This window comes from Actinoplanes sp. NBC_00393 (assembly GCF_036053395.1).
GTDB lineage: Bacteria > Actinomycetota > Actinomycetes > Mycobacteriales > Micromonosporaceae > Actinoplanes.
Genome location: NZ_CP107942.1, coordinates 7,859,441 through 7,884,351, shown reverse-complemented (window position 1 = coordinate 7,884,351; position 24,911 = coordinate 7,859,441). Strand labels below are relative to the sequence as shown.

Genomic DNA, 24,911 nt, shown 5'->3' with positions numbered 1-24,911 from the left:
AAGAGCCCCCGGTCGGGATCGAACCGACGACCTCCCGTTTACAAGACGGGTGCTCTGGCCATCTGAGCTACAGGGGCGTGCCGGCATCAGCATAACGTCCTGTGATGCGGTCACCGTCTTGGCAGGCCAGGGAAAAAGAAATACGGTGGCGGGGCTGTTCCTTCTACTCGGATCGTCCGGCACGTTCCTGCCGGTGGAAAGGAAGTCGATTCACCATGGCTACCGTCACGTACGACAAGGCCTCCCGGATCTACCCGGGCTCTGAGCGCCCCGCGGTCAACGAGTTGAACCTCGAGATCGGCGACGGCGAGTTCCTCGTCCTGGTCGGCCCCTCCGGTTGTGGTAAGTCCACCAGCCTGCGCATGCTCGCCGGCCTGGAGGACGTGGACCGCGGCCGCATCCTCATCAACGACAAGGACGTCACCCACCTCCCGCCGAAGTCCCGTGACATCGCGATGGTGTTCCAGAACTACGCTCTCTACCCGCACATGACGGTGTACGAGAACATGGCGTTCGCCCTGAAGCTGCGCAAGACCCCGAAGGCGGAGATCGACCGCGCCGTCAAGGAGGCCGCCGCGCTGCTCCAGCTGGAGGAGTACCTGTCGCGTAAGCCGAAGGCGCTCTCCGGTGGTCAGCGTCAGCGTGTCGCCATGGGCCGCGCGATCGTGCGTCAGCCGCAGGTGTTCCTCATGGACGAGCCGCTGTCGAACCTTGACGCCAAGCTCCGCGTCCAGACCCGTTCGCAGATCGCCTCGCTGCAGGCGAAGCTCGGCGTCACCACGGTCTACGTGACCCACGACCAGGTCGAGGCCATGACCATGGGTCACCGGGTGGCGGTCATGCTCGACGGTGTGCTGCAGCAGGTGGACACCCCGCGGGCGCTCTACGACACCCCCGGCAACGTCTTCGTCGCCGGCTTCATGGGCTCCCCGGCCATGAACATCAAGACCGTTCCGCTGACCGAGAGTGGCGCCACCTTCGGTTCGCTGAACATCCCGCTCACCCGTGAGCAGGTCGCCGCGGCCCAGCAGGGCGGCGACGGCAAGGTCACCATCGGTTTCCGTCCGGAGGCTGCCGAGGTCGTCGGCCAGTCGGCCGACGCGCTGCCGATCGTGGTGGACCTGGTCGAGGACCTCGGTTCCGACGCGAACGTCTACGGCCACTCGGAGGTCGGCGGCGGCTCGGAGCGCTTCGTGGTCCGGACCGAGCGTCGCTACATGCCGCACATGGGCGAGACGGTCTACATCCGGCCGCAGACCAACGCGCTGCACGTCTTCAACGCCGGCTCCGGCGTCCGGGTCTGATCTGAGTAACTGAGAATCGGGCGGTCTCCCTGACGGGGAGGCCGCCCGGTCTCATCAACGGCTCAGCCGGCGAAACGGTAAAGCACGAACTGCTCCTTGCCGACACAGGCCAGCAGCGACGTGTTCCACGAGCAGGTGGCGGTGTACACGTCCCGCACCTCGCCCATGTCCACCGGATCGTCGCCGAGGTGCACTCCGGACAGCGTCCGGTTGCCGACCGACATGGTGAGCGGGTCGGCGAAGCGCAGCAGGTTGCCGCCGTCGATCCGGGCGGCCCGTCCGGTGGCGGTCCACACTTTGGCGCCGTCCTTGTCGAGCAGCGCGACCTCGTCGGTGGACGAGTTGGTGGTGGCCAGGACCGAGTCGCCGACCGGCGCCAGGGATTCGATCTCGGGCATGTCGGTCCGCCAGATCTCGCCGCCCTTGACGGCGTCGACCGCGACCACGCGGTCCTTCTTGCGGTCGTAGCCGTCCGTCTCGACGAAGCAGAGCCGATCCTCGCCGCAGGGTGCGAACTTGCTGATCGAGGCGTCCGGCCCGGCGGTGTAGAGCGTCACCGGCAGGCCGAGCTCGTCGAGCGCGTACCCGAAGATCTTCTGCGCGTTGCCGGTGGAGTCCTGCACGTACAGCCGGCCGTCGTGGGCGAGCACCTCGTTGCTGGTGGTGGCCACACTGTCGCGGGATTTGAGCAGTTTGCCGGAGTCGATGTCGTAGACGTTCGCCGAGCTGTCGCCGTTGATCTGCACGATCCGGGCGTCGCCGTAGGCCGGGTCGAGGAAGCGGCCGAAGACGCCGGCCGGGCGGGCCAGATCGTCCGCGGTGCTGACCGGCACCATCAGCGACGAGTCCTTGTCGTCCTGCTCGAGTTTCACCTTGCCGGTGGCCAGGTCGATCCAGAGCAGCCGGCCCTCGCCGCGGTCGGACAGCACCGCCGTCTTCGCCCCGAAATGCATGACGTCCGAGCTGCCCATCGGCCATTCCCACAGCTTGCGGCCGTTGTCCTCGGCGTCCAGGAAGACCATCTGGATCTTGCTGGACGAGGTGAGCGTGGAGAAGACGGCCACGCCCGCGGGGAGTGCCACCATCTGCTGCCAGGCGGTGGCGCCGGGACTGGACACCCTGGTGCGCCAGAGTTCGTCGCGTGACTCGGCGTCGACCGCGACCACGCCGAGATTGCCGTCCGAGTCCGAGCTGGCGTAGTAGACCCGGTCGCCGGCCACCTCGGCGTTCGACCAGCTCGACGAGATCGGCACCTGCGCGTCGTACCGTTTCTCCTGGTCCAATGAGTGGAAGTCGAGGGCCGGGTAGCCGGGCCAGAAGATCACTGCGGCGGCCACGCCGAGTGCGACGGCGCCGGCTGCGCACGCCGCCCAAACCCCTTTCCGGTACGACCTACGCACGCTTTTCGTAGCGTCCGGTGCCCCTTCCTGCGCCCCCGGAATGGTCCACGTCGAGTTCGGCTGGGCCGGCGCGTGCGGGTCTGCCAGGTGGTACGGAACGTGCCCGTTGGCAGCGATCGCCGCAGCCTCGGCCGCCGCCCAGGGGTCGACCGGATCCGCATACTCCCGGTCCGGCCCGGAGCCGAGCCGTTCCGTCCGCTCACCCTCGTCCGGGGTCTCGCTGCGCGCCGGAACCGCCATCTCGCCGCCCTTCTCCGCCACCGTATCGGCACGTCATGCTACCGAGCGCAGCGAAGGCGACGAGTACGCCGGACGCGCGGAGACCCTGACTATCGTGGGCGCCATGCGCATCGAACGTGTCACCGCCGTCGCTGACGTGCATCGCGCGGCCGATCTCTTCGACGCGCCACCGCTGGAGGCCGCCACGCAGCGCTTCCTCGCCGACCCCACGCACCACCTGCTCCTGGCGTACGACGACGCGAACCGCCCGATCGGGATGATCTCCGGGGTGGAGACGACCCACCCGGACAAGGGCACCGAGATGCTGGTCTACGAGCTGGGTGTGGCACCGGTCGCGCGGCTTCAGGGGATCGGCACCGCGCTGGTCGACGCGCTCGCCGAGGTGGCCCGGAACAACGGCTGCTACGGCATGTGGGTGGCCACCGAGTCCGACAACAAGGCGGCGCTCGCCACCTATCGCCGGGCGGGTGCGCTGGAGGAGATGACGTTCACCCTGCTGAGCTGGGATCTGTCGGTGGAGTCGCCAGAGAGCTAGGGCGGTCCGACACCGGCCAGACGTACGGCAGGTCGTCGGCGAGGTCCGGGCCGAACAACGGCCGGTAGTGGTCCGGTTCCTTGCGGAGCAGCGCGGACCGGTGACTGCGGTGCACGTCCTCGTCGCCGAGCCAGGGCGGGAGGTCGCCGGCCGCGGCGAGTTCCTGTTCGGTCCGGACGGTGTCGATGCCGGTGGCCGCCCGCAGGTCCACCAGGAGCGTGGCGGCACAGGTGTCGGCGCGACCGGTGGCGGTCCACACATCGCACATGTCCAGGCCGTACCGGACCAGGGCTTCCTCGTACCCGTGCCACATCTTGACCGCGGGGTGGTGTCGCCACCCGTACCCCGGCTGGGTCAGACCGCGCAGCACCTGGATGGTCTCGACGCGCTGCTTGCCCAGCCGCTTGGTGTCGAGCGCCTTGGCGCTCGCGATGAAATCCGGGAACGGCAGAAAGGTCTGCATGCCCTGATTGTCCGCTGCCCGATGCGTGCGTGCCCGGGTACGCGAAAGCGCGCGCCGCTGGACGTTGACGGCGCGCGCTTTCGCTGGGGCAACGACTACTGGCCGCCGAAACCTTCGACCGGCTCCTCGTGCAGGCGCGGGTCGTCCACCTCGGCGGTGGCGGGCGCGTCGGTGTCGGCCGGAGCCTTCGTGGCGCTGGCCGACTGGGTCGGCCGTGCGTCGAGAGCCGGGTCAACCGGGCGTGCGTCGCGGGCCGGGCTGACCGGGCGCGCATCGCGGGCCGAGCGTGCGTCGCGGGCCGGACGCGTGTCGTCGGCTGGGCGTGCGTCGTCGGCCGGGCGTGTGTTGTCGGCCGGGTTCACCCGCACCGGGGCGCCGCCGAGCGGCAGCCCGGCGACGTCCGACCGGAAGTCGACGATCTGCTGCTGGAGGTCGTCGACCGTGGTGGTGCCGTCGAGCCCACCGAGCAGCGGGAAGTCGGCACTCTGCCGCTCGGCGCGAGCCGTCGGGCGCTCGTCGGCGGCCGGTGTCCGGGTGTCGGTCCCGGCTGCCGTGGGCGTGCCGGCCGGCGTGAGGCCGCCGAAGACGGTTCCGCCGGCGATCTGGTCGACCGGCACGTTGGCCAGCTTCATGTCCTGGCCGGCCAGCGGCATCGGGATGCCCTGGATGGGCAGGCCGCCGAGCGGGCCGCTCGGCTCGTCCTGCGGGGCGGGCACGGTCCGGCTGATCACGTCGGCGGCGGGCGCGAGCCGGCGCCGGTCGGCCGGCTTCCCGGTCCGCCGGCCCTGCTGCTGCCCGGGGACCGCCTCGGTCAGCCCGTTGCCGGTGCCCGGCTGCACCGCGAGGAGCTGCCGGTCGCCGGGTTGGAAGGTCACCAGCGGTTCGCCGCTGAGCGGATCCGACGCGACGGGGCTGGACAGCCGCCAGTCGTTGGTCGGCTCCAGCGCGTGGCCGAGGGCGGTCAACGGCCCGTCCACCGCGCTGGGGTTCGGCAGCTGATCAGCCCGGGCGGGCGCGGCTCCGAGGAGGAGCAAACCACAGGCGATCGCTCCGGCACTCCACAACTTGCGCACTTGAATCTCTCCAGCCACATCGGACGATGGGGTTTGGGGACATACCCACCAAGTCGGACGAATGGTTCGGATGTGGCAACGAGCGGCCCCGCGAGCGGGTTCCGGCTGACTACGATCTGCGGACGTGAGTGTCGTTCCCGCCGAAGACGTTGCCGACTCCCCACAATCCACCGGGGACAACCGTCCTCACCTGGTGCTTTGCGGCGCTGACGCACTCGTCTACACGCTCGCCGAGGAGCTGGCGAATTCCCGGCACCGGATCCGGATCACAGTGATCACTCCGCACCGGTTGCGCCCGGATGTGCCTGATCTGGCCGCGCTGCGGGAGCACGGCGTCGAGTGGCGCAAGGCCGACCGGCTGGACGAGCGGACGTTCCGCGAGGCCGGGCTCGCCGGTGCGACGGCGCTCGCGCTGATCATGCCGGACGACATGGTCAACCTGCACGCCGCGCTCTGCGCCCGCGAGGTGGAGGCGAACCTGCGGGTCGTGGTGCGGATGTTCAGCACCGGGCTCGGCGACAGCGTGGTCCGGCTCTTCCCGGACTGCGCGGTGCTCTCCGACGCCGAGATGGCCGCGCCGGCCTTCGTCGCGGCGGCGCTGGGCGAGGTCGCTCCGACGCACTTCCGGCGCGCTGACCGTACCCTCTATGTCGCTCACCGCTCCGACGTCGCCGACCGCCGGATCGTGCTCACCCTGACCACCACCAGCGCCGATGGCGCGGTCGAAGTGTTGCCGGCCGAGCCGGGGCGCGAGGCGGCGCAACCCGGCGACCTGGTCCTGGCCGAGGCCGTCGGCCGCCGGCCCGGCGAAGACGTGACCCGGCGGCTGCTGGCCCGCGCCGGACGCCGTCGCCGGCCGTTCCGGGCGATCGGGCGGGTCTTCCGCGCCGCGCTCAACCGCAAACTCGGCATGGCAGTCCTGATCACCGTGGCGATCACGATCGTCGCCGGCGCCGTGCTGAGCCGGTTCGACCAGCCGCACTACGCGTTCTGGGAGTCGATCTACGTGACGCTGCTGACCGCGGTCGGCTCGTCCGATGTGGAGGTCGGCCGGCCCGCGGTGGCCCAGATCGCGCAGCTCGTGCTGACCCTGGCCGGCCTGGCGATCATCCCGCTGATCACGGCCGCGGTGGTGGACGGCATGGTGAACGCGCGCCTGGCGCTCAGCCAGGGCCGGATCGCCGGCGGGATCCGCGACCACATCGTGCTGGTCGGTCTCGGCAACGTCGGCACCCAGGTGCTGCGGCAACTGCACGACCTGGGCATCGCGGTGGTCGCGATCGACCGGCACGCGGAAGCCCGTGGAGTGAAGGCCGCCCGGCACCGCGGCGTTCCGGTGATCGTGGGTGACGCCTCGTCGGAAGAGACCCTGCAGGCCGCCTCGATCGACACCTGCCGGGCGCTGGTCGTGCTCTCCACCAACGACCCGGTGAACCTGCAGGCCGCCCTGCGCGCCCGGAGCGCCCGCGAAGATCTGCGGGTGGTGCTGCGGCTCTTCGACGACGACTTCGCGAAACGGGTCGAGTCGGCGTTCCAGATCGACATCTCGCGCAGTGTGTCCCGGCTGTGCGCGCCGGTGTTCGCGGCCGCCCTGCTGGAACGGGACGTGCACGCCACCATCCCGGTCGACCGGCACGCCGTCATGGTCGGCACGGTCACCGTCTACGCGGGCTCCACCTTGGACGGCGCGCCGCTGGAACACGCCGACCACCCCGGTGCGGCCCGGGTGATCGGCATGTCCGCCGCCGGTGAGGAATGGGTCGACTGGGTGCCGGATCGCCGGCGGGTGCTGGCCGAGGGCGACCGGATCCTGGTGGTCGCCCGGCGCGGTGGCCTGCGGGCGCTGGTCGAGCTGGCGAGCCCGCCGCTAAACCAGGCCGCCGCTCAGTGAATCCGCCTCCACACCCAGCACGGCCTGCTCGTCGGGCTTGTTGACCAGCACCTCGGTCAGGTACGACTGCACCGCCGGAGCCATCCCGACGTCCCGCCCGGCGCGCTCGGACAGCAGCCACTTGTGCTGGATGATCTGCGAGAAGATCTCCTGCGGCTCCAGCTTGCGGCGCAGGTGCGCGGGCACCGCCCGGACCACCGGCTCGAAGACCTCGGTCAGCCAGCGGTGCGCGGCCTGCTGCTCGTCGGTCAGGTGGCTCTCCGCCCGGTACGTGTCCAGGTCGTTGAGCAGCTGCCGGGCCTGGTTCTCCTCGGCGTCCAAGCCGGTCAGCCGCATCAGCCGCCGGGTGTGGTAGCCGGCGTCGACCACCTTCGGCCGGACCTTGTAGCCGCCGTCCATGGTGGACATCGACACCTCGGCGACGTCGAAGCCCATCTCGTTGAGCCGCCGGATCCGCCGCTCGATGTGGTGCCGGGCGTCCTTCGCCACCTGCTGCTCGTACGTCACCTCGTGCCACAACCGGTCGTAGCGGGCCACGATGTCGTCGACCACCTTCTCCGGGTCGATCGACTCGTGCAGCAGCTCGGCGGCCTGCAGGTCGAGGCACTCGCCGAAGATGTTCAGCCGCAGGATCTCGATGTCCTCGCTGCGCTGCCCCTCGGAGAGCTTCGGGTACAGATTGCCGGTCTCGGCATCCACCAGGTACGCCGCGAAGGCGCCGGCATCCCGCCGGAACAGCGTGTTCGACAGCGAGCAGTCACCCCACGAGAAACCGGTGAGGTGCATCCGCACGATCAGCGCGGCGAGGGCGTCCAGCAGCCGGTTCATCGTCTCCGGCCGCAGCACGCGGGAGAACAGCGCACGGTACGGCAGCGAGAACTGCAGATGCCGGGTGACCAGAACGGTCTCCAGCGGCTCGCCGTCCTTGGTCTGCCGGTCGGTGGCGATCGCGATCGCCTGCACGGCCGGGAAGTCGATCCGCTCCAGGGCACGAAGCAGGTCGTACTCCTTCTCGGCGATCCGCTCCCGGGTCTCCTTCATCGCGTAGACGACGTCGTTCAGCTTGACGAACCGGACGACGTGTCGCGAAATGCCCTGCGGAAGTGCGACCAGGTGGTCAGCCGGCCAATCCTCGAGCGGAATGTGCCACGGCAGATCCAGCAACGCCGGGTCGATGAGGGCGGACGTGATGCGCACCGACCAAGTGTGCACTTTCGTGCGGCGCGTCGCGTCCGTACGTGGCTCGTTACACAGGTGCGAAACGGGCCGACGAACGTAGCGGGAGTGGCATGCGACGCAGGACAGGCATCGTGATCGGAACGTGCGCCGCATTGGCGCTGGTCGGAACGGCCGGCGCGGTGGCGTTGACGCACACCGGCGATCGGCCCGTCGGCACCTGGCACGAGGCGCCGGGTGTGGCGCGTACCCCGGTGGCGGTGCATGGGGAGGCGCCCACCGCGACCGTCCCGGTGCCCGAGGCGGGCCGCGTGGCGGAACGCCCGGCGGCGAAGACGAAGCCATCGCCGTCCGGAAGCGCGGCGGCCCCCGAGGGCCGGAGTGAGGCACACGACCGTCCGCTCGAATCAGCGCGGGCCGAGTCGACCGGACGGCAGCGGATCGGTGAACTGCTGTCGGTGAACCGGCTGCTCGGTGCGCTGTCCGGGCCGCAGAAGGAGAAGTTCCACTACCCGGGGGCTTCGTACGTCAAGCTGCACTTCGACCGGATCGCGATGCTGCCCGGCGACTACCTGACCGTGTCGAACCCGGAGGGCACCGAGTCCTACCGGTACGACGCGGGTGACGCGGACAGTCGCTGGGCGATGTCGATCACCGGTGACACGGCGGTTCTCGAGGTGCATCGGGCGGTCGACCCGCTCGGGCTGGGGTCGGCACTCGGCCGCCTCGGTGTGCACGTCGACCAGGTGGCCCGCGGCTTCGGGCGGGGCGAGTCAGCGCCTGCTTCGCCGGGCCGGGAGGAATCGGTGTGCGGGGCCGACACCTCCACCGACGCTGTCTGCTACCAGACGAAGGACCGGGTGGCGTACACCAAGTCGAAGGCGATCGCCCGGCTGCTGATCAACGGGACCGAGCTCTGCACCGGCTGGCGGGCCGGCCCGAAGAACCGGATGATCACCAACAACCACTGCCTGACCACGTCGGGCGAGGCGTACGACACCGAGGTGTGGTTCAACTACCAGTGCGCTCGGTGCGGCGGGTACGACGTGTTCAAGCCGACCAAGGTCTGGGGCGACAAGGTCCTCGCCACCGATCGGGTCCTCGACTACACGCTGTTCACGGTCAGCGGGTTCGCGTCGATCGAGAAGTTCGGCTACCTCACCCTGGACACCGTGCGGCCGGCTCGCGGGCAGGCGCTCTACGTGCCGCAGCACCCCGCCGGTGAACCCACCCGGATCGCCGGTGGCCAGGGGGACAAAGCGGGCAACTGTGCCGTCGACAACCCGGACTACACGGGTTATGCCGCGCACTCCGATGTCTCCTACTATTGCGACACTGCTGGTGGTTCGTCCGGTTCGCCGGTGCTGTCCCGGGCCACCAACAAGGTCGTGGCGCTGCACCACTTCGGCGGATGCCCCAACTCCGGCGTACGAGGGGACCTGCTGGCCAACCGGTTGCGCGCGCACCTCTAGCGTTGGAGGCGTGACGTCGACGATCGCGCCCACGCGTACCACCGCCTGGTGGCCCGACCAGCTGGCCCTGGCCGGATTCGCGGCGCTCTCGCTGATCCTGGCGAAGGGCTGGCTGCTGGGCTTCGACCAGGCGGTCGCCGACTGGGCCTTCGCCAACCAGCCGGACCCCGCGTACTGGACCGCCCGGGTCCTCAACTACCTGGGCCAGGGCGGCCAGGTGCTGATGCCGGTCGCGCTGATCCTCACCGGCATCCTGTACTACCGCACCCGCTCGATCCGCGCGCTCTTCCCGTTCGCCGCAGCCTTCATCCTGACCTACCTGACGATCGGCCCGGCGAAGATCTTCTTCGACCGGGCCGCGCCGGCCTTCGACGGCCCGGACAAGACGATCCTCTTCAACCCGCACGCGTCCGGCATCTACGCGATGAGCTATCCCTCCGGCCACATGGGCAACGTCCTGGTCTGGTACGCGGTCTTCGCCATCCTGCTCACCGCCCTGCTGCGCCGCCCCCTCACCCGCCGCGAATGGCTGGCCTTGCGAGTCGCCCCGGTCGTGATCGTCTTCGCCACCACCGTCTACCTCGGCTACCACTGGGTCACCGACTCAGTCGCCGGCGTCCTCCTCGGCCTGGTCCTGGCCCGCTTGCTGGAGCGCATCCCGTGGGACGCGCTGCCGCTCCCCAGCCGCGGTTGGTCACGCCCGGCAGGCCTCTGACCTTTTATCGGTACGGGTCAACACCGTCCCCCATTTCCTGACCGTCCCCGCCCTACCACGCGACCAGCTGCCACTCCAGGCCCCAGCGCGGCCGCCGGGCCCATGCAGCTACTCAAGCTCCCCGGCCCCCGCCTTTCGCCACCCTCAGCCCCGGCCTTTCGCCCACCCTCAGCCCCGGCCCAGGGTCCGAGCCTCAGCTCCGGCGCGATCCTCGTCCCACCGCGACCAGCGCCGCCGCTGCCCAGCCGATCGGGCGCTGGTGACCCAGCTGGTGCTGATGGCTGTTTCAGGCCTCCCAAACAGCCGTGACTCCCAGCCGGTTTGCCCGGCTGTCGCCGAGTGCTGCCTCGGGCGCTGCGAAACGACCCTGAGCGCCAGCTGCGTTGGTCCAGCTGACGGTGGGTGCTGCTTCGCGGGCCGGGAAGCGACGTTGGGTGTCAGCCCGTTGGCCCGGCTGACCGGGAATGCTGCTTCGGCCGCCGCCCAGGCATGGAATGGGGACGGGTTGGGTGTTTGGGCGGCGGCTGGGCAGGCTCGGCCGCCGTGGAGGCATGGAATGGCGGGCCGGTTAGGCGCCTGGTCGGCGGCTGGGGAGGTTCGGCCGCCGCCCAGGCATGGAAGGGCGGGCTGGTTGGGTGCCTGGTTGGCGGCTGAGAGTGGTGGGGCCGTCGTGTTGGCAAGTCGAGGGGGCGGGATGTCGCTCTCGGCGACAGCCGAGGCCGGAGGGGTGGGGAGCGGCGCTGCGAGTCCGAGTGGCTGCCGGGCTGGCCTGCGGGAGTGGCTGCTTAAGCCCGGCGGACGCGTTGGGGCCTTGACCCGCTGGTGGATCGCGTGGCTCGGCGGGACTTTTCGAAAACTCGTACCGGGAAAGGTTTTAGATCCATGCCCCTGCACGCATGACCGACTTGACCGTTAGGTCCGAGCTGAGGGTGACCACGTCGGCTCGGTGGCCGGGGAGCAGGGAGCCGACCTGGCCGGCCAGGCCGAGCAGGCGGGCCGGGGTGGTGGCGGCCATCGCCACCGCGTTGACCAGAGGGAGGCCGGCTGCGACCGCGTTGCGGAGGGCGACGTCCATGGTGAGCGTGCTGCCGGCGATGGCGCCGCCGGCGGCGAGGCGGGCCACCCGGTCGGCGACGATCACTTCCTGGCCGCCGAGTTCGTAGTGGCCGTCGGGCATGCCGGCGGCGTCCATCGCGTCGGTGACCAGGATCGAGCGGTCAGGGCCGGCGGTGGTGGCGGCGAAGGTAAGCATGCCGGGGTGCAGGTGGATGTTGTCGGCGATCAGTTCGACGGCGGCGCTCGATGAGAGAAGGCCGACCACCGGGCCGGGTTCGCGGTGGTGCGGGGGGCGCATGCCGTTGAACAGGTGGGTGCCGAGGGTTGCGCCGGCTGCTACGCCGGCTTGGGTCTGGGTGTACGAGGCGTCGGTGTGTCCGATTGCGGCCAGAACGCCGTTCTCGTGCAGATAGGCGATCGCCTCGAGGGCGCCGGGCAGTTCGGGGGCGATGGTCATCATCCGGACTGCGCCTTCGCCGATCTTGATGAGTTCGGCGAGTTCGGCGGGGACCGGGTCGCGCAGGAAGGCCGGGTTCTGCGCGCCGCAGCGGGCGCCGGAGAGGTACGGGCCCTCGAAGTGGATGCCGGCCAGCACCCCTTCGGCGACGAGCGGGCGGTACGCCTCGGTGGCCGAGCGCATCAGCTCGAACGGCGAACTCACCAGGCTGGCCAGCAGCGTCGTGGTGCCGTGACCGAGGTGGAAGGCGGCAGCACCGCGGGCCGCGTCGGCGTCGCCGGTGGTGAAGGTGTGCCCGCCGCCGCCGTGGCAGTGCAGGTCGACGAAGCCGGGCACGATCACGTCGTCGCCGGCGGCCGGGTCCGGCACGATCGCGGCGATCTCCGGCCCGTCGAGGTCGAGGTGACCGGGGATGACCGCGGTGGGGGTGACGATGCGGCCGGAGATCCGGGTCATTCTTGTCCTAGGTGATCGAGAGCGAGCAGGGCGGAACCCAGGCAGCCGGCGGTGTCGCCGAGTTCGGCCCGGACGATCTCGGGAGCGCGGTGGAACGTGATGCCGCGGGTCACGGCGGCGCGTACCGGCCGCAGCAGGTCGTCGCCGGCCTCGGCGAGCCCGCCGCCGAGCACCACCACCCCGACGTCGTAGAGGGCCTGCGCGGTGAGCAGCCCGGCCGCGAGGGCTTCGGCGGCGTCCTCCCAGACCTCGCCGGCCAGCTGTTCGCCGGCGGCGGCCCGGGTGGCCACGTCGAACGCGGTGGCGTCGGGGTCACCGGAGAGTTCCGCGTATCTGCGGCCGATCGACTTGGCCGAGGCCTCCGCCTCCAGGCAGCCGAGCAGCCCGCAGCCGCACGGCCGGCCGCCGGGGCGGACCACCACGTGGCCGAGCTCGCCGGCGGCGCCGTGCGCGCCCGGATAGCCGGTGCCGTCGACGACCAGGCCGGCCGCGATGCCGGTGCCGATCGCCACGAACAGCACGTGCCGGCGGCCCCGCCCGGCGCCCAGACGGGCTTCGGCGAGGGCGCCGACGCGGACGTCATGGCCGAGCGCGGCGGGCATACCCAGGCGCTGGGCTGCAAGATCACGAAGGGGTACGTCACGGAAGCCGACATTCGCCGACCAGACCGCGACGCCGTTCAACTCGTCGACCACGCCGGGCACCGCGATGCCGGTGGCGACCGGGGTGAGCCCGTCGGCGCGCGCCTTGCCGGCCAGCGACTCGGCGATGCTCAGGATGTGCTCGGTGACCGCCTCGGGACCGCGGTCGGCGTGCGTGGGGTGCCGTTCCTCGTGGACGACCGTGCCTTCCGGGCGGACCAGGGCGCACTTCATGCCGGTGCCGCCGACGTCCAGGGCGACTACGACGGGGCTCGTCACTGCAGGACTACGGAGCGGGTGAGGTTGCGTGGATTGTCCGGGTCGAGGCCCTGGGTGGTGGCGAGCAGCACGGCGACCCGCTGGGCCAGGATCAGGTCGGCCATCGGGTCGAGGGGTTCGCGCCCGCCGACCCAGCGGCCCAGGGAGGCGTAACCGCCGTGGTGACGGCTGTGCACGTACGCCGCGCCGGTCGCCTCCACCTCGTCGGCGAGCCCGGCCGGGACGTCCCCGAACGCCCACACCACGCGACGCGGGCCGGCGATCGAGATCGGGCCGTGCCGGTAGTCCATCGCCGGGTACGACTCGGTCCAGTAACCAGCCGTCTCCCGGCACTTGAGGGCGGCCTCCTCGGCCAGCCCGACAGTCCAGCCGCGGCCCAGGAACGTGATCTGGTCGCAGAGCGCCGGGTGCACCGGCAGCGGCAGCCGGACGGCCACCTCGCCGTCCATCGCGACCGTCTCGATGTCGTGACCGAGGTGGGCGCGGAGCACCGCCAGCACGCTGGTGGCGAACCGGGTCTGCACGACCGATTTCTCGTCGGCGAAGTCCAGCACCACCGCGTGGTCGGCGATGTCGGCGGCCGGCTGGGCGGCATCGGCGGTGATCACGGTGACCGGGGTCCGCTCACCGACCGTGCGCATCAGGTCGACGACCTCGGTCGTGGTCCCCGAACGGGTGATCGCGACGAGCCGGTCGTAGCGGCGCCCGTACGGGAAGTCGGATGCCTGGAACGCGTCGGTCTCGCCGTGGCCGGCCTGTTCGCGCAGCACCGCGTACGACTTCGCCATGAACCACGAGGTGCCGCACCCGACGACGGCGACCCGTTCGCCGCGCTCGGGCAGGCCCGGGGATCCGGCTAGCTTCGAGGCCCGTCGCCAGCACTCCGGCTGGGTGGCGATCTCCGCTTTCACATGGCTCATGGCTGTTCCTCACCGGTAGTTGCTGCGCATTCGCGCTCGGTTCCCGGGTCTTTCGCGCGTTATTGTGCTCATGACGGTGGCGCGGGGGCAAGTTCCTCCGGGCCTTCGCGCATCGGGTCGCTTTGCTTCCGGGCCTTTCGCGCACTAATGTGCACACACTTATCATGGAACGTGCATCTGGGAGTGTCGGGTGGACCGGTACGCGCGGTGGAATGCCCTGCTCGAGCTACTCACGGAGAGCGGCCGGGTAACGGTCGAGGAGGCCTCCGACCGTCTCGACGTGTCCCAGGCCACCATTCGCCGCGACTTCGACCAGCTCGCGCAACAGCAGATGATCACGCGCACCCGCGGCGGTGCGGTTGCCAACGGAGTCTCGTACGACCTGCCGCTGCGGTACAAGAGCGCGAAGCACTCCGCCGAGAAACAGCGCATCGGTGAGGCCGCCGCACGCCTGGTCACCCCCGGTCAGGTCGTCGGGCTCAACGGCGGCACCACGATCACCGAGGTGGCCCGGGCCCTGGCGGTCCGCCCAGACCTGAACGTCAGCGGTGACGGCGCTCAGCTGACCGTGGTGACCAATGCCCTGAACATCGCCAACGAGCTGCTGGTCCGCTCGCGGATGAAGATCGTGGTCGCCGGCGGCGTGGTCCGCCCGCAGTCCTTCGAGGTGGTCGGCCCGCTGGGCGGCGCCCTGCTGAAGGAGGTCACCCTCGACATCGTGCTGCTCGGCGTCGACGCCTTGGACGTCGAGCTCGGCGCGGCCTCCCACCACGAGGGCGAGGCCGCGATGAACAGCCTGATGGTCGCCCGCGCCAAGCGTGTCGTGGTGATCGCCGACTCCTCCAAGCTGGGCGGACACGCGTTCGCCCGAATCTGCCCGATCACCAAGGTCGAGACCCTGGTGACCGACTCCGGCGCGCCGGCCTCGGTGGTCGCCGCCTTCCGCGAGGCCGGCGTAGAGGTGATCACCGCCTGACGGAGCGCCACCGGGGACGGGGCGCTCGACTCGGTCTTACCAAGACGGACCGGATGAAAGAGCATCTCGCCGAGAGGGGCTGAGCGTGTCAGAGGGGGATGCGGCTTCGCTCGAAGAGGTTGAAGGGGTGTTCTGGGGCGGGCCGCCGACCGGATCGTCGCGGCTGGTTGCGACCGTTCATGAGCTGCGTCGCCGTCCGCTTGCGGAGCTCGGGGTGGAGGACCTTCGGGTGTTGATCGGGCAGCAGGTGGGCCTGCCGGTTCTCGTGCCGCGAGCGGTGCGGGTGCTCGAAGCGGACCCGCTGGCTGAGGGCGACTTCTACCCGGGTGATCTTCTCGTCGCGGTGATTCGGGTGCCGGCCGCCTACTGGGTGACCGACCGCGATTCGCGGGCCCGGCTCGAGGCCGTCCTCGCGACCGTCGAACCCGGCGAGGTGGACGACGAGACCAGGGCGGAGATCAACAAATTCGGGCGGGCCGAAGGCTGATGGGATCCCCGGAGTGGCGCCTTTGACCTAGGGTGCGGCGAATGACCGCCGTACTCGAGATATCAGGGCTGCGGAAGACCTATCGCGGCCGTAAAGGTGTCCGGAACGCGCTGGATGGCTTCGACATGGTCGTCGAGGCCGGGCAGGTGCACGGATTCCTCGGCCCGAACGGCTCCGGCAAGACCACCACGTTGCGTACGCTGCTCGGCCTGATCAAGCCGAACGACGGCCGGATGGCGATCCTCGGCCGGGAGGTGCCCCGGCACCTGCCCGAGGTGGCCAGGGAGGTCGGCGCGATCGTGGAGAGCCCGCAGTTCTTCGGCAACTTCACCGCTGAGGCGACGCTGTCGCTGCTCGCCGACGCCGGGGGTGTGAACCGCAACCGGGTCTACTCGGTGCTCGATCTGGTCGGGCTGCGGGACCGGTCGAAGGAGCGGGTGAAGACCTATTCGCTCGGCATGAAGCAGCGTCTCGCGGTTGCGTCGGCGCTGCTGAAGGAGCCGAAGCTGCTGATCCTGGACGAGCCGGCGAACGGTTTGGACCCGGGCGGCATCCGGGAGATGCGCACCCTGATGCGCGATCTTTCCGCGGCCGGGATGACCGTGTTGCTCTCCAGCCACATCCTCGGCGAGATCCAGTTGATCTGCGACTCGGTGACGATCATCTCGGCCGGGCGGCGGGTGACCTCCGGTTCGGTCACCGAGGTGCTGGCCCAGCACCGGTCCGGCGCGGTGAAGGTGCGCCTGGAGCCGGGTGTGGACCTGTTCGGCGCGGCGCAGATCCTGCGTGCGGCCGGCGCCGAGGTCACCCTGGAGACCGATCACTTCACCGTCGGCAACGCGAGCAACCCGGCGCAGATCACCAAGCTGCTGGCCGAGAAGCAGATCTACGTGGCCGAGCTGACCCCGGTCGCGGCCGACCTGGAGGACGTCTTCCTGGAGCTGACCGGCACCGCGCCGGTCGAGGGCCAGAACCGCCAGGTCGATCAAAGCGCAATGTCGGCGGCAGGAAGCGCGGCGGGAAGTGCGGCGGGCAAGGGTGGGTGGGGTCAGTGAGCCTGGCACGTGCCGAGTCGCGGCGGCTGTTCAAGCGCCGCTTCACGAAGTTCCTCATGGTCGGTGTGCTGCTCGTGCTGGGCGCCGTCGCGGTCGGTGTGTTCTTCTCCAACGAGAAGGTCACCGATACGCAGATCGCGCAGGCCAAGGCGGACGCCGACCGGGACTACCGGTCGAACCTGGAGCAGGCGGCCCGGGACAAGGAGCGGTGCATCGCGGCGCAGGGTACGCCCGAGGCCGCGAACTGGGGCACCGACTGCGAGAACCTCTACACGCCGACCCCGGAGGACTTCAACTACGTCTGGTACCTGCCGCCGAGCTTCGAGTTCCGTGCCGAGTTCCCGGACATGATCTCGGTGTTCGCAGTCGTGCTGGCCGCGGCGGCGTTCCTGATCGGAGCGTCCTTCGTCGGCGCCGAGTGGAACAGCGGCGGCATGATGAACCTGCTGCTCTGGCGGCCGCAACGGCTGCGGGTGCTGGGCACCAAGCTCGCCGTCTTCCTGGGCTGGCTGATCAGCGGCACGCTGCTGCTGGCCGCGGTGTGGACCGGGCTGTTCCGGCTGATCGCCGAGTTCCGGGGCACCACCGACAAGCTGACCTCGGGCGTGTGGCAGTCGCTCGGCCTGATGGGTCTTCGCGGCCTGGCGCTGGTCGTGGTGGGCGGCGCGCTCGGGTTCGCGCTGGCCTCGCTGGGCCGGCACACCGGGATGGCGCTGGGTGCTCTGATCGGCATCGGCGCGGTGCAGATCGGGGTGTACGTGATGGCCCAGTTGGCCAAACTCGCCTACCCGGACGCCTATCTGGTGCCGCTGTGGCTCTTCGCCTGGCTGTACAAGGAGTTCGTCGTGGAGGACTACGCGTCCTGCGATTTCTCCAGCACGGCGGGTTGTGAGTACGCGCAGTTCACGATGACCTGGCAAACGGCCGGCACGGCCATGGCGGCGCTCGTGGTCGTCATCGTGGGCGCTGCGATGTGGACGATGCGTAAGCGCGACATCACCTGAGGTAACGTACGCGGGGATCGTCGGGGGCGCTTATGCTGCTGACGATTCCCCGTCCACCACTTGGGAGTGCCATGCAGCCCGCCGCCGAACCGACCGGAGAGCAGCAGCACATTCCGGTTCCGCGTGCCGCGGAGCCGTCCGAGGCGCTGCCGCCCGCGCCCGAGCCGGAGTCGGCCGGGCTGACCGAGCGGGAGCAGGGCATCCTCGCCTTCGAGGCGAAATGGTGGAAGCATGCCGGCGCCAAGGAGCAGGCGATCCGGGACACCTTCGGGCTCTCCTCCACCCGCTATTACCAGCTCCTCAACGCGCTGCTGGACAACCCGGCCGCGCTCGAGCACGACCCGGTCCTGGTCGGGCGGCTGCGGCGGCTCCGGTCGGCCCGCGCCCGCACCCGGAGGCGCTGATCAGGGCTGGTGCGTCTGGGCGTACGCCTCCAGCCACGCCACCTGGCCGGCGTCGAGCGACGCCCGCACCCGCTTGCGGGCCGTCGCCACATTGCCGGCCGTGACCGTCGAGGCCTCCAGCGAGTCCCGCATCGCGGCCAGCGCGGACTCGCGGACCAGCGCCGCGCAGTCGGCGGCCGAGAAGCCCTCCAGTTCCGCCCCGAGCTTCACCAGGTCGACCGTCTCGTCGAGCGGCACCGCCTTGGCCGACGCCCGCAGGATCGCGGTGCGGGCCTCGGCGTCCGGCGGCGGCACGTAGACCAGCCGTTCCAGCCGGCCCGGGCGCAGCAGGGCCGGATCGATCAGGTCGGGCCGGTTGGTGGCGCCGATCACCACGACGTTGCGCAGGTCCTCGACCCCGTCGAGCTCGGTGAGCAGGGCGGCCACCACCCGGTCGGTGGTGCCGCCGTCGGTGGCCTGCCCGCGGGTGGGCGCCAGCGCGTCCACCTCGTCCAGGAAGACCAGGGTCGGCGCCGCCTCCCGGGCCCGGCGGAACAGCTCGCGGACCGCCCGTTCGCTGTCGCCGACCCACTTGCTGAGCAGCTCCGCGCCCTTCACCGAGAGCACGTTCGCCTTGCCGGTCCCGGCGATGGCCTTCACCAGGTACGTCTTGCCGCAGCCGGGCGGCCCGTAGAGCAGCACCCCGCGCGGCGGCGAGACCCCGAGCCGGGCGAACGTGTCCGGATAGGTCAGCGGCCACAGCACCGACTCGGTGAGCACCTGTTTCACGTCGGCCATGTCGCCCACGTCGTCCAGGGTCACCGCGGCCACTTCCAGGGTGGACTCGGCCATCGACGTCGGGCGTACCACGTCCAGCGCGGCCTCGAAATCCGCCATGGTCACGGTGGGTGACTCCGCGTCCTTCTGCCGCAAGGCGGCACGCACTCCGGCTTCGCGCGCGAGCGCGCCGAGGTCGGCAGCGACAAATCCGGGGGTACGCCCAGCGACATCATCCAGCCGCACGTCCTCCGCCAGCGGCATCCCACGAGTCAGGGCGCCCAGCTGTTCCCGGCGCATCGCGGAGTCCGGCAGCGGCACGGTCAGCTGGACGGCGAGCAGGTCGGGCGCGCGCAGCGACGGGTCGACCGACTCCGGGTGGCTGGTGGTGCAGACCACGGCTGCCCCGTCCGCCACCGTCTCGGCCAGGACCTGCCGGAACACCGTGGAGATCGGGCCCGGCTCGTCCCGTGGGGCCAGTGCCTCCACATCCGAGATCAGCAGGACGGCGGGGCCGTCACCGCGTACATCCTGGGCCAGCTCGCGCAGCCGCGCGGCCGCAGCGTTGTTGGTCAGCGCGGCCAGCTCCGGCGCCCAGATCGGCCGCACCCGCGCGCCCACCGCCGCGCTCACCGCGCGGACCAGCGCGGACTTGCCGGACCCCGAAGGACCGGAGATCAGTACGCCCAGCGACACCTTGGTGCCCAGCCGGGACAGCACCTCCCCGTGGTGGAAGCCGAGATCGAGCAGCTCCTCGAGCTCCTTGGCCTGGGCCCGCAAACCGGGCAGGTCGTCCAGGCTGGGCGGCGGCACCTCGGGGTCGGTGGAGGCGGGCGCTCCGGCCCGGGACGGGCTGGCGGTGGCGGTGCCGCCGGCCGACGCCGGACCGTCTTGCCAGGCGACGACCGTGTCCATGGTGACCAGGGCGGCATCGGCGTCGGTGAGATCCGTCACGGTCAGCAGGGTGCTGGTCCACGCGTACCCCACCCGGTTGGCCAGGCTGCGCCGTGCGGCCTCGACCAGGGATCGGTGCCCAGCCTCCGGCAGCACGTCCTGCGGCAGCAGCGAGACGTCGTCCCCGGCGCTGACCACCTTGCCCAGCAGCGCCAGCCGCAGCATCTCCGGCGAGACCACGGCGACGATCTCCGGCGGTCCGGACAGGGTGACCCGGCGGGCCGCCACGACCGGCACCGGCGTGACCGTGACCTGGCCGCCGTCGCGCATGCCCAGGTTGCCGAGGGTGAGATCGTCGGCGTAGAGCAGGGCCCGGCTGGCGGACGACTCGGCGCGCGCGACGATGCCGGCGGTGGTCCGGGTGCCGGTCAGGCGTACCGGATCGCCCGGGCGCAGCGCCAGGGCTGCCATCACTTCGGGATGTAGGCGTACGATGCCGCGACGTGCATCCAGGGCCGCGGGGCGCAGCGTCACCGTCAGCGTGAGATCATCAGCCACCGCGGATGCCTCCGTTTGATCGTGGGGGCTATGCGGTGTCCACGCTATCCGGCTCTGCCACGCCTTCGGGGAGGCCATTGATGAGGCGCAGTTCTCTCGTTGTGATGACCGCCGTGCTCGCACTCACCGCACTCGCTGGGTGCAGTGACGACGAGGAAAAGGCGGGTAACGAGGCCGCCGCTCCGCCGGCCGCCGCGCCGGTCGTCTCGGACGACGTCGCCGAGACGGCGCCGCCGGGTATCGAACGGCCGGGCGGCATCGACGCCCAGGCGCCGTCGGCCGGAGCGCTCAACCCGTTCACGATCACGGCGGGTGGTTTCGGGCCCTACCAGGTCGATGAGCCGCAGGCCGAGCTGGTCGACGCGGGCAGCGTCAGCGGTCTCAAGGACGCCGCCGGTTGCACCGCCGCCACCGGCAGCGTCATGTTCGGCAAGCCCGACGTGTACTTCGCCCAGGGCAAGCTGGCCGTGTTCGTCACCAAGAGTGAGAACGCGCGGACCGGCACCGGCGTGGGAGTCGGCTCGACCCTCGCTGACGCGCAGGCGAAGTACCCCAGCGGCAAGCTCCTCAGCGGCGCCGGTGGCGCGCAGGCCTGGCAGGTCGTCGACGGCACGAACGCGCTGATCTTCTCGACCAGCGCGGACAAGGTGACCGCGGTGGCCGGTGGCCTGGCCGCCAGCGTGGAGAAGAACTTCACCTCCGGCACGGGCTGCTGACCGGTTCACAGGCATCGCTCAGCCGCGTGCGGCTAGCGTTTGCGCCATGTCTGCCCTGACCGCCGGGTTGCGCCGTGCGCTGCCCCGGCTCACCCGGCGCCGGGCGATCGCTGCCGTGGTGGCGTTGTTCCTGATCGCCGCCGCGGCCGTCTGGGCCGTACGCCCGGAGCGTGACTCGTGGACCGAAGAGGATCTGCTGCTCACGATCCGTTCCGGGCCGGCCGGTGATCAGCCGGTCGAGCTGGACGCCCGCTTCTACCTGCCCCGGGAGCGCTCCGGGAAGGTTCCGGCGGTGCTGCTGGCGCACGGCTTCGGCGGCAGCAAGAACTCGGTCCGCGCGGACGCCGAGTCGCTCGCCGACCGCGGGTACGCGGTGCTGGCCTGGACCGCCCGCGGCTTCGGCCGCAGCGGCGGCGAGATCCACCTGAACAACCCGGACTACGAGGTCAAGGACGCCCAGGGCCTGCTCGACTGGCTGGCCGCCCGGCCCGAGGTGACCACCGACGGATCCGGCGACCCCCGCGTCGCCGTCGTCGGCGGCTCGTACGGCGGCGCGCTCGCCCTGCTGCTGGCCGGCCAGGACCAGCGGGTCGACGCGATCGTCCCGCAGATCACCTGGAACGACCTGGGCACCGCCCTGGTCCCGCAGTCCGCGGCGACCGATGCGGCCGGTGTCTTCAAGAAGAGCTGGGCCGGCTACTTCTTCGGCAACGGCACCGCCTCGCTGTCGGATGCCGCGCTCGGCGCCGGCGCCCCGCCTGCCGAGATGACCGGTGATCCCGCCTGCGGCCGGTTCGCCGAGGACATCTGCAAGGCGTACCTGCAGATGGCCACCACCGGCATCCCGGACGAGAACACCCTCGCCCTGCTGCGCAGATCCAGCCCGGCCACGGTCCTCGACAAGATCAAAGCGCCGACGCTGCTGATCCAGGGCGCCGTCGACACGCTCTTCCCGCTCTCCGAGGCGGACGCCAACGCCAAGGGCATCGCCGCGACCGGCACCCCGGTCCGGGTCGCCTGGTTCACCGGCGGCCACGACGGCGGCGAGGGGCCCACCTCGGACTCGGATCGCCTCAAATACCTCACGGTCCAGTGGCTCGACCACTACCTGAAGGGCGAGGGCGAGGCGCCCGCCGACGATTTCACCTGGTCACGGGTGGCCGGCTTCAGCGCCCTGGACCGAGGTCTGGTCACCAACGGGTACTCCGCTGACGCGTACCCCGGACTGGCCGGCACCGGAAGCACCGAGATCACCCTGCAGGGATCGGCGCAGCCGATCGCCAACCCGCCGAACGGGAACCCGGGCGCCATCTCCTCGATGCCCGGCCTCACCAGCCGGCTCAGTTCGCTGCTCAGCGGCGGTGTCGCGCTCGACGTCGCGGGTCAGCACGCCGTCTTCCAGTCGGCGCCGCTGACCGGCCCGGTCGAGGTCGCCGGCTCGCCGACGGTCCGCCTGCGGGCGGCGTCGCCGACCGGCGAGGCGGTCGTCTTCGTCAAGCTCTACGACGTCGACGCGAACGGCACGGCCACGCTCAGCGCCGGCCTGGTGGCGCCGGTCCGGCTCACCGGCCTGCCGGCCGACATCGCCGACGCCGAACCGGTCACCGTGACGCTTCCGGCGATCGTCCGCCAGATCGAGGCAGGACATTCGGTACGCGTGGCGGTCGCCACCTCTGACCAGGCCTTCCTCACGCCCGCGCAGCCCGCCACGTACACCGTCGCGGTGGAGCCGGCCCTGGTCCTGCCGACGCTGACCGGTACGCCGATCGCCGATCCCGGCAGCATCTGGTGGTACGTCCTGGCCGCCGTCGTCGGTGTGCTCCTGCTCGGCCTCGTCGTGTTGCTGCTGGTCAACCGGGTTCGGCATCGGCGGCGCGACGTCACCGTCACCGAGGAGTACGCGGACACCCCGCTCGTCGTCCGAGGGCTGCGCAAGGCGTACGGGGACGGGTTCGTGGCGGTCCAGGAGATCGGCTTCACCGTCGAGCGGGGGCAGGTCGTCGGCCTGCTCGGGCCCAACGGCGCCGGCAAGACCACCACGCTGCGGGTGCTGATGGGCCTGACCCAGCCGACCGAGGGCGAGATCCACGTCTTCGGGCACCGGCTGGTCCCGGGCGCGCCGATCCTGTCCCGGGTCGGCGCGCTGGTCGAAGGGCCCGGCTTCCTGCCGCACCTCAGCGGCTACCAGAACCTGAAGGCGTACTGGCAGGCCACCGGCCGGCCGTGGGCGGACGCCCGCTTCGACGAGGCTCTGGAGATCGCCGGCCTCGGTGACTCGGTGCACCGCAAGACCCGCAAGTACAGCCACGGCATGCGCCAGCGGCTCGCCATCGCCCAGGCCATGCTCGGGCTGCCGGAACTGCTGGTGCTCGACGAGCCGACGGACGGGCTCGACCCGCCGCAGATCGCCGAGATGCGCCGGGTCCTCCAGCGGTACGCCACCGACGGCCGGGCCGTGCTCGTCTCCAGCCACCTGCTCGCCGAGGTGGAACAGACCTGCACCCACGCCGTGGTGGTCAACAAGGGGCGGATCGTCGCGTCCGGGCCGGTCAGCGAGATCGTCGGGGAGTCGCCGTCGGTGCAGCTCGACGTGTCCGACGTACCGGCCGCCACCCGCGTCCTGGAGGACCTCGGCGTGCGGTCGGTGAAGCCGGAAGGCGCCAGCGGCCTGATCGTCGACATGAACGGGACCGCCCGCTCCGAGCTGGTCGCCTCCCTGGTCGAGGCCGGCATCGGGGTGGACCGGCTGGTGCCGCGCCGCCGCCTGGAGGACGCGTTCCTGTCGCTGGTCGGCGACAACTCCCGAGGAAGTGGGGACCGATGAGCACGCTGGAAGCCGCGGCCGGCTACCGGCCGTCGCGCACCCTGCCGATCTGGGCCGAGGTACGCCGGCAGGCCTCGCGCCGCCGCACCCAACTCGCTCTCGGGTTCATGGTGCTGCTGCCGGTGATCATCCTGCTGGCCTTCGAGTTCGGCGGCGAGAACCGCGGCGACGAGGACGGCGACGGCGGTGGCGCGTTCAGCAGCATCGCCGACCTGGCCACCTCGGGCGGGCTCAACTTCACGCTGTTCTGCCTCGCGGTGTCGGCCGGGTTCCTGCTGGTCGTGGTGGTCGCCCTGTTCTTCGGCGACACCGTGGCCAGCGAGGCCAGCTGGGGGAGCCTGCGCTACCTGCTGGCCATCCCGGTGCCGCGGGCCCGGTTGCTCGGCGTCAAGCTGATCGTCGCCGCCGGGTACTCGCTCTTCGCCCTGCTCCTGCTCGCCGGCACGGGCCTGCTGATCGGCACCGTGCGCTACGGCTGGGGGCCGCTGGGCAGCACCATCGCGGCGGAGATCCCGCCCGCTGAGGGACTGCTGCGGTTGCTGGGCATCCTGGCGTACCTCGCGGTGACCCTGCTGGTCGTGGCCGGCCTGGCGTTCCTGCTGTCGGTGCTGACCGACGCGGCCCTGGGCGCGGTCGGCGGTGCGGTGATGCTCTGGATCCTCTCCAGCATCCTGGACCAGATCACCGCCCTGGGCAGCATCCGCAACATCCTGCCCACCCACTACACGGACGCCTGGCGTGGCATCCTCTCCACCCCGGTCCAGACCGAGGACCTGGCCAAGGGCGCGATCTCAGCGGTCGTCTACGCCGCGCTGCTGTGGTCGCTGGCCTTCTACCGCTTCACCCGCAAGGACGTCACCTCCTGACCGTCCCACCGCCGTCCCCGGCGCCCCGCCGGCGGCCAGCCACCCCCGGGCCGTAGCTCACGCTGGTTACGCCAGCCCGGTTAGACGCCTGGGCTGAGGTGAAGGCAGGGCGGGTGGGGTGGGGTTTGGGGTGAGCGCAACCAGGCACCCAGGTCGCCCGGGGCGGGGAGCGGTTTGGACGCGTAGCGGCCAGCGAGCCGGGCCGGGCCCTCGGCGGGAGCGACGGCCTGTACCCGGCACCCGGATGCGACATTCTGATCTTGAATTGATCTTGGTTGGGGGACAGCCTGCCG

General features: G+C 71.0%; 21 protein-coding genes and 1 tRNA gene. 13 read left to right on the top strand and 9 right to left on the bottom strand.

The window, feature by feature from the left end:
* Window positions 1–3: 3 nt before the first annotated feature.
* Window positions 4–77 (bottom strand) — tRNA-Thr (locus tag OHA21_RS36500).
* A 138-nt stretch (window positions 78–215) separates the two neighbouring features.
* Between OHA21_RS36500 and OHA21_RS36495 the strand changes: the two genes are divergently transcribed.
* Window positions 216–1,304: an ABC transporter ATP-binding protein gene (locus OHA21_RS36495; RefSeq protein WP_328462905.1), complete on the top strand. Its 1,089-nt coding sequence runs from the start codon at window positions 216–218 to the stop codon at window positions 1,302–1,304.
* A gap of 62 nt (window positions 1,305–1,366) precedes the next feature.
* On the opposite strand, the gene OHA21_RS36490 is transcribed toward OHA21_RS36495, so the two are convergent.
* Window positions 1,367–2,965 (bottom strand): outer membrane protein assembly factor BamB family protein, encoded by a 1,599-nt coding sequence (locus tag OHA21_RS36490; RefSeq protein WP_328462903.1) that lies wholly within the window; start codon window positions 2,963–2,965, stop codon window positions 1,367–1,369.
* Window positions 2,966–3,047: 82 nt separating this feature from the next.
* Between OHA21_RS36490 and OHA21_RS36485 the strand changes: the two genes are divergently transcribed.
* Window positions 3,048–3,479 carry a GNAT family N-acetyltransferase gene (locus OHA21_RS36485; RefSeq protein WP_328462901.1) on the top strand — a complete coding sequence of 144 codons (432 nt, stop codon included), beginning with the start codon at window positions 3,048–3,050 and terminating at the stop codon, window positions 3,477–3,479.
* Here the strand turns inward: OHA21_RS36485 and OHA21_RS36480 are convergent.
* Both OHA21_RS36480 and OHA21_RS36475 read right to left on the bottom strand, forming a co-directional pair.
* Complete coding sequence (locus OHA21_RS36480; protein WP_328462899.1) at window positions 3,433–3,942, bottom strand: MSMEG_6728 family protein; 510 nt, start codon at window positions 3,940–3,942, stop codon at window positions 3,433–3,435. The two genes, OHA21_RS36485 and OHA21_RS36480, sit on opposite strands and share 47 nt — an antisense overlap.
* Window positions 3,943–4,037: 95 nt before the next feature.
* A complete protein-coding gene (locus OHA21_RS36475) occupies window positions 4,038–5,015 on the bottom strand; it encodes a hypothetical protein (protein WP_328462897.1) in 978 nt (325 codons plus the stop codon).
* A 124-nt stretch (window positions 5,016–5,139) separates the two neighbouring features.
* Between OHA21_RS36475 and OHA21_RS36470 the strand changes: the two genes are divergently transcribed.
* A complete protein-coding gene (locus OHA21_RS36470; RefSeq protein WP_328462895.1) occupies window positions 5,140–6,906 on the top strand; it encodes a potassium channel family protein in 1,767 nt (588 codons plus the stop codon).
* On the opposite strand, the gene OHA21_RS36465 is transcribed toward OHA21_RS36470, so the two are convergent.
* Window positions 6,883–8,103 (bottom strand): DUF4032 domain-containing protein, encoded by a 1,221-nt coding sequence (locus OHA21_RS36465; RefSeq protein ID WP_328462894.1) that lies wholly within the window; start codon window positions 8,101–8,103, stop codon window positions 6,883–6,885. The two genes, OHA21_RS36470 and OHA21_RS36465, sit on opposite strands and share 24 nt — an antisense overlap.
* A 92-nt stretch (window positions 8,104–8,195) precedes the next feature.
* Between OHA21_RS36465 and OHA21_RS36460 the strand changes: the two genes are divergently transcribed.
* Both OHA21_RS36460 and OHA21_RS36455 read left to right on the top strand, forming a co-directional pair.
* Window positions 8,196–9,554, top strand: a complete 1,359-nt coding sequence (locus OHA21_RS36460) for a trypsin-like serine peptidase (RefSeq protein WP_328462892.1) — start codon at window positions 8,196–8,198, stop codon at window positions 9,552–9,554.
* 10 nt (window positions 9,555–9,564) lie between these two features.
* Window positions 9,565–10,269 carry a phosphatase PAP2 family protein gene (locus OHA21_RS36455; RefSeq protein ID WP_328462890.1) on the top strand — a complete coding sequence of 235 codons (705 nt, stop codon included), beginning with the start codon at window positions 9,565–9,567 and terminating at the stop codon, window positions 10,267–10,269.
* 874 nt (window positions 10,270–11,143) lie between these two features.
* Here OHA21_RS36455 and nagA read toward each other — a convergent pair.
* The 3 genes from nagA to OHA21_RS36440 are packed head-to-tail and all read right to left on the bottom strand — an operon-like array spanning window position 11,144 to window position 14,078.
* The gene (gene nagA, locus OHA21_RS36450; protein WP_328462888.1) at window positions 11,144–12,238 is read right to left on the bottom strand and encodes an N-acetylglucosamine-6-phosphate deacetylase; all 1,095 of its coding nucleotides are present in this window, start codon (window positions 12,236–12,238) and stop codon (window positions 11,144–11,146) included.
* Window positions 12,235–13,158 carry an ROK family protein gene (locus OHA21_RS36445; protein WP_328462886.1) on the bottom strand — a complete coding sequence of 308 codons (924 nt, stop codon included), beginning with the start codon at window positions 13,156–13,158 and terminating at the stop codon, window positions 12,235–12,237. Before OHA21_RS36445 ends, nagA begins: the two co-directional genes overlap by 4 nt.
* Complete coding sequence (locus OHA21_RS36440) at window positions 13,155–14,078, bottom strand: SIS domain-containing protein (protein ID WP_328462884.1); 924 nt, start codon at window positions 14,076–14,078, stop codon at window positions 13,155–13,157. Before OHA21_RS36440 ends, OHA21_RS36445 begins: the two co-directional genes overlap by 4 nt.
* Before the next feature lie 190 nt (window positions 14,079–14,268).
* Here OHA21_RS36440 and OHA21_RS36435 point away from each other — a divergent pair, with 190 nt between their 5' ends.
* From OHA21_RS36435 to OHA21_RS36415, 5 genes are all read left to right on the top strand, one after another.
* Window positions 14,269–15,054 carry a DeoR/GlpR family DNA-binding transcription regulator gene (locus OHA21_RS36435; protein ID WP_328462882.1) on the top strand — a complete coding sequence of 262 codons (786 nt, stop codon included), beginning with the start codon at window positions 14,269–14,271 and terminating at the stop codon, window positions 15,052–15,054.
* Between the two features lie 85 nt (window positions 15,055–15,139).
* Window positions 15,140–15,541: a contact-dependent growth inhibition system immunity protein gene (locus tag OHA21_RS36430; RefSeq protein ID WP_328462880.1), complete on the top strand. Its 402-nt coding sequence runs from the start codon at window positions 15,140–15,142 to the stop codon at window positions 15,539–15,541.
* 41 nt (window positions 15,542–15,582) lie between these two features.
* On the top strand, window positions 15,583–16,596 hold the full coding sequence (locus OHA21_RS36425) for an ABC transporter ATP-binding protein (protein ID WP_328462878.1): 1,014 nt from the start codon (window positions 15,583–15,585) through the stop codon (window positions 16,594–16,596).
* The gene (locus tag OHA21_RS36420) at window positions 16,593–17,600 is read left to right on the top strand and encodes an ABC transporter permease subunit (protein ID WP_328462876.1); all 1,008 of its coding nucleotides are present in this window, start codon (window positions 16,593–16,595) and stop codon (window positions 17,598–17,600) included. Before OHA21_RS36425 ends, OHA21_RS36420 begins: the two co-directional genes overlap by 4 nt.
* 71 nt (window positions 17,601–17,671) lie before the next feature.
* Window positions 17,672–18,004 (top strand): DUF3263 domain-containing protein, encoded by a 333-nt coding sequence (locus OHA21_RS36415; RefSeq protein ID WP_328462874.1) that lies wholly within the window; start codon window positions 17,672–17,674, stop codon window positions 18,002–18,004.
* Here the strand turns inward: OHA21_RS36415 and OHA21_RS36410 are convergent, their stop codons facing one another.
* A complete protein-coding gene (locus tag OHA21_RS36410) occupies window positions 18,005–20,212 on the bottom strand; it encodes an AAA family ATPase (RefSeq protein ID WP_328462872.1) in 2,208 nt (735 codons plus the stop codon).
* 104 nt (window positions 20,213–20,316) lie between these two features.
* Between OHA21_RS36410 and OHA21_RS36405 the strand changes: the two genes are divergently transcribed.
* Genes OHA21_RS36405 through OHA21_RS36395 form a run of 3 tightly spaced genes read left to right on the top strand, consistent with a single transcriptional unit; the run spans window position 20,317 to window position 24,618 of the window.
* Window positions 20,317–20,928 carry a hypothetical protein gene (locus OHA21_RS36405; protein WP_328462870.1) on the top strand — a complete coding sequence of 204 codons (612 nt, stop codon included), beginning with the start codon at window positions 20,317–20,319 and terminating at the stop codon, window positions 20,926–20,928.
* 46 nt (window positions 20,929–20,974) lie between these two features.
* Entirely contained in the window at window positions 20,975–23,752 is a 2,778-nt protein-coding gene (locus OHA21_RS36400; RefSeq protein ID WP_328462868.1) for an alpha/beta fold hydrolase, read from the top strand.
* Window positions 23,749–24,618 (top strand): ABC transporter permease, encoded by an 870-nt coding sequence (locus tag OHA21_RS36395; RefSeq protein WP_328462866.1) that lies wholly within the window; start codon window positions 23,749–23,751, stop codon window positions 24,616–24,618. The genes OHA21_RS36400 and OHA21_RS36395 overlap by 4 nt, the downstream gene beginning before the upstream one ends.
* Window positions 24,619–24,911 lie beyond the last annotated feature (293 nt).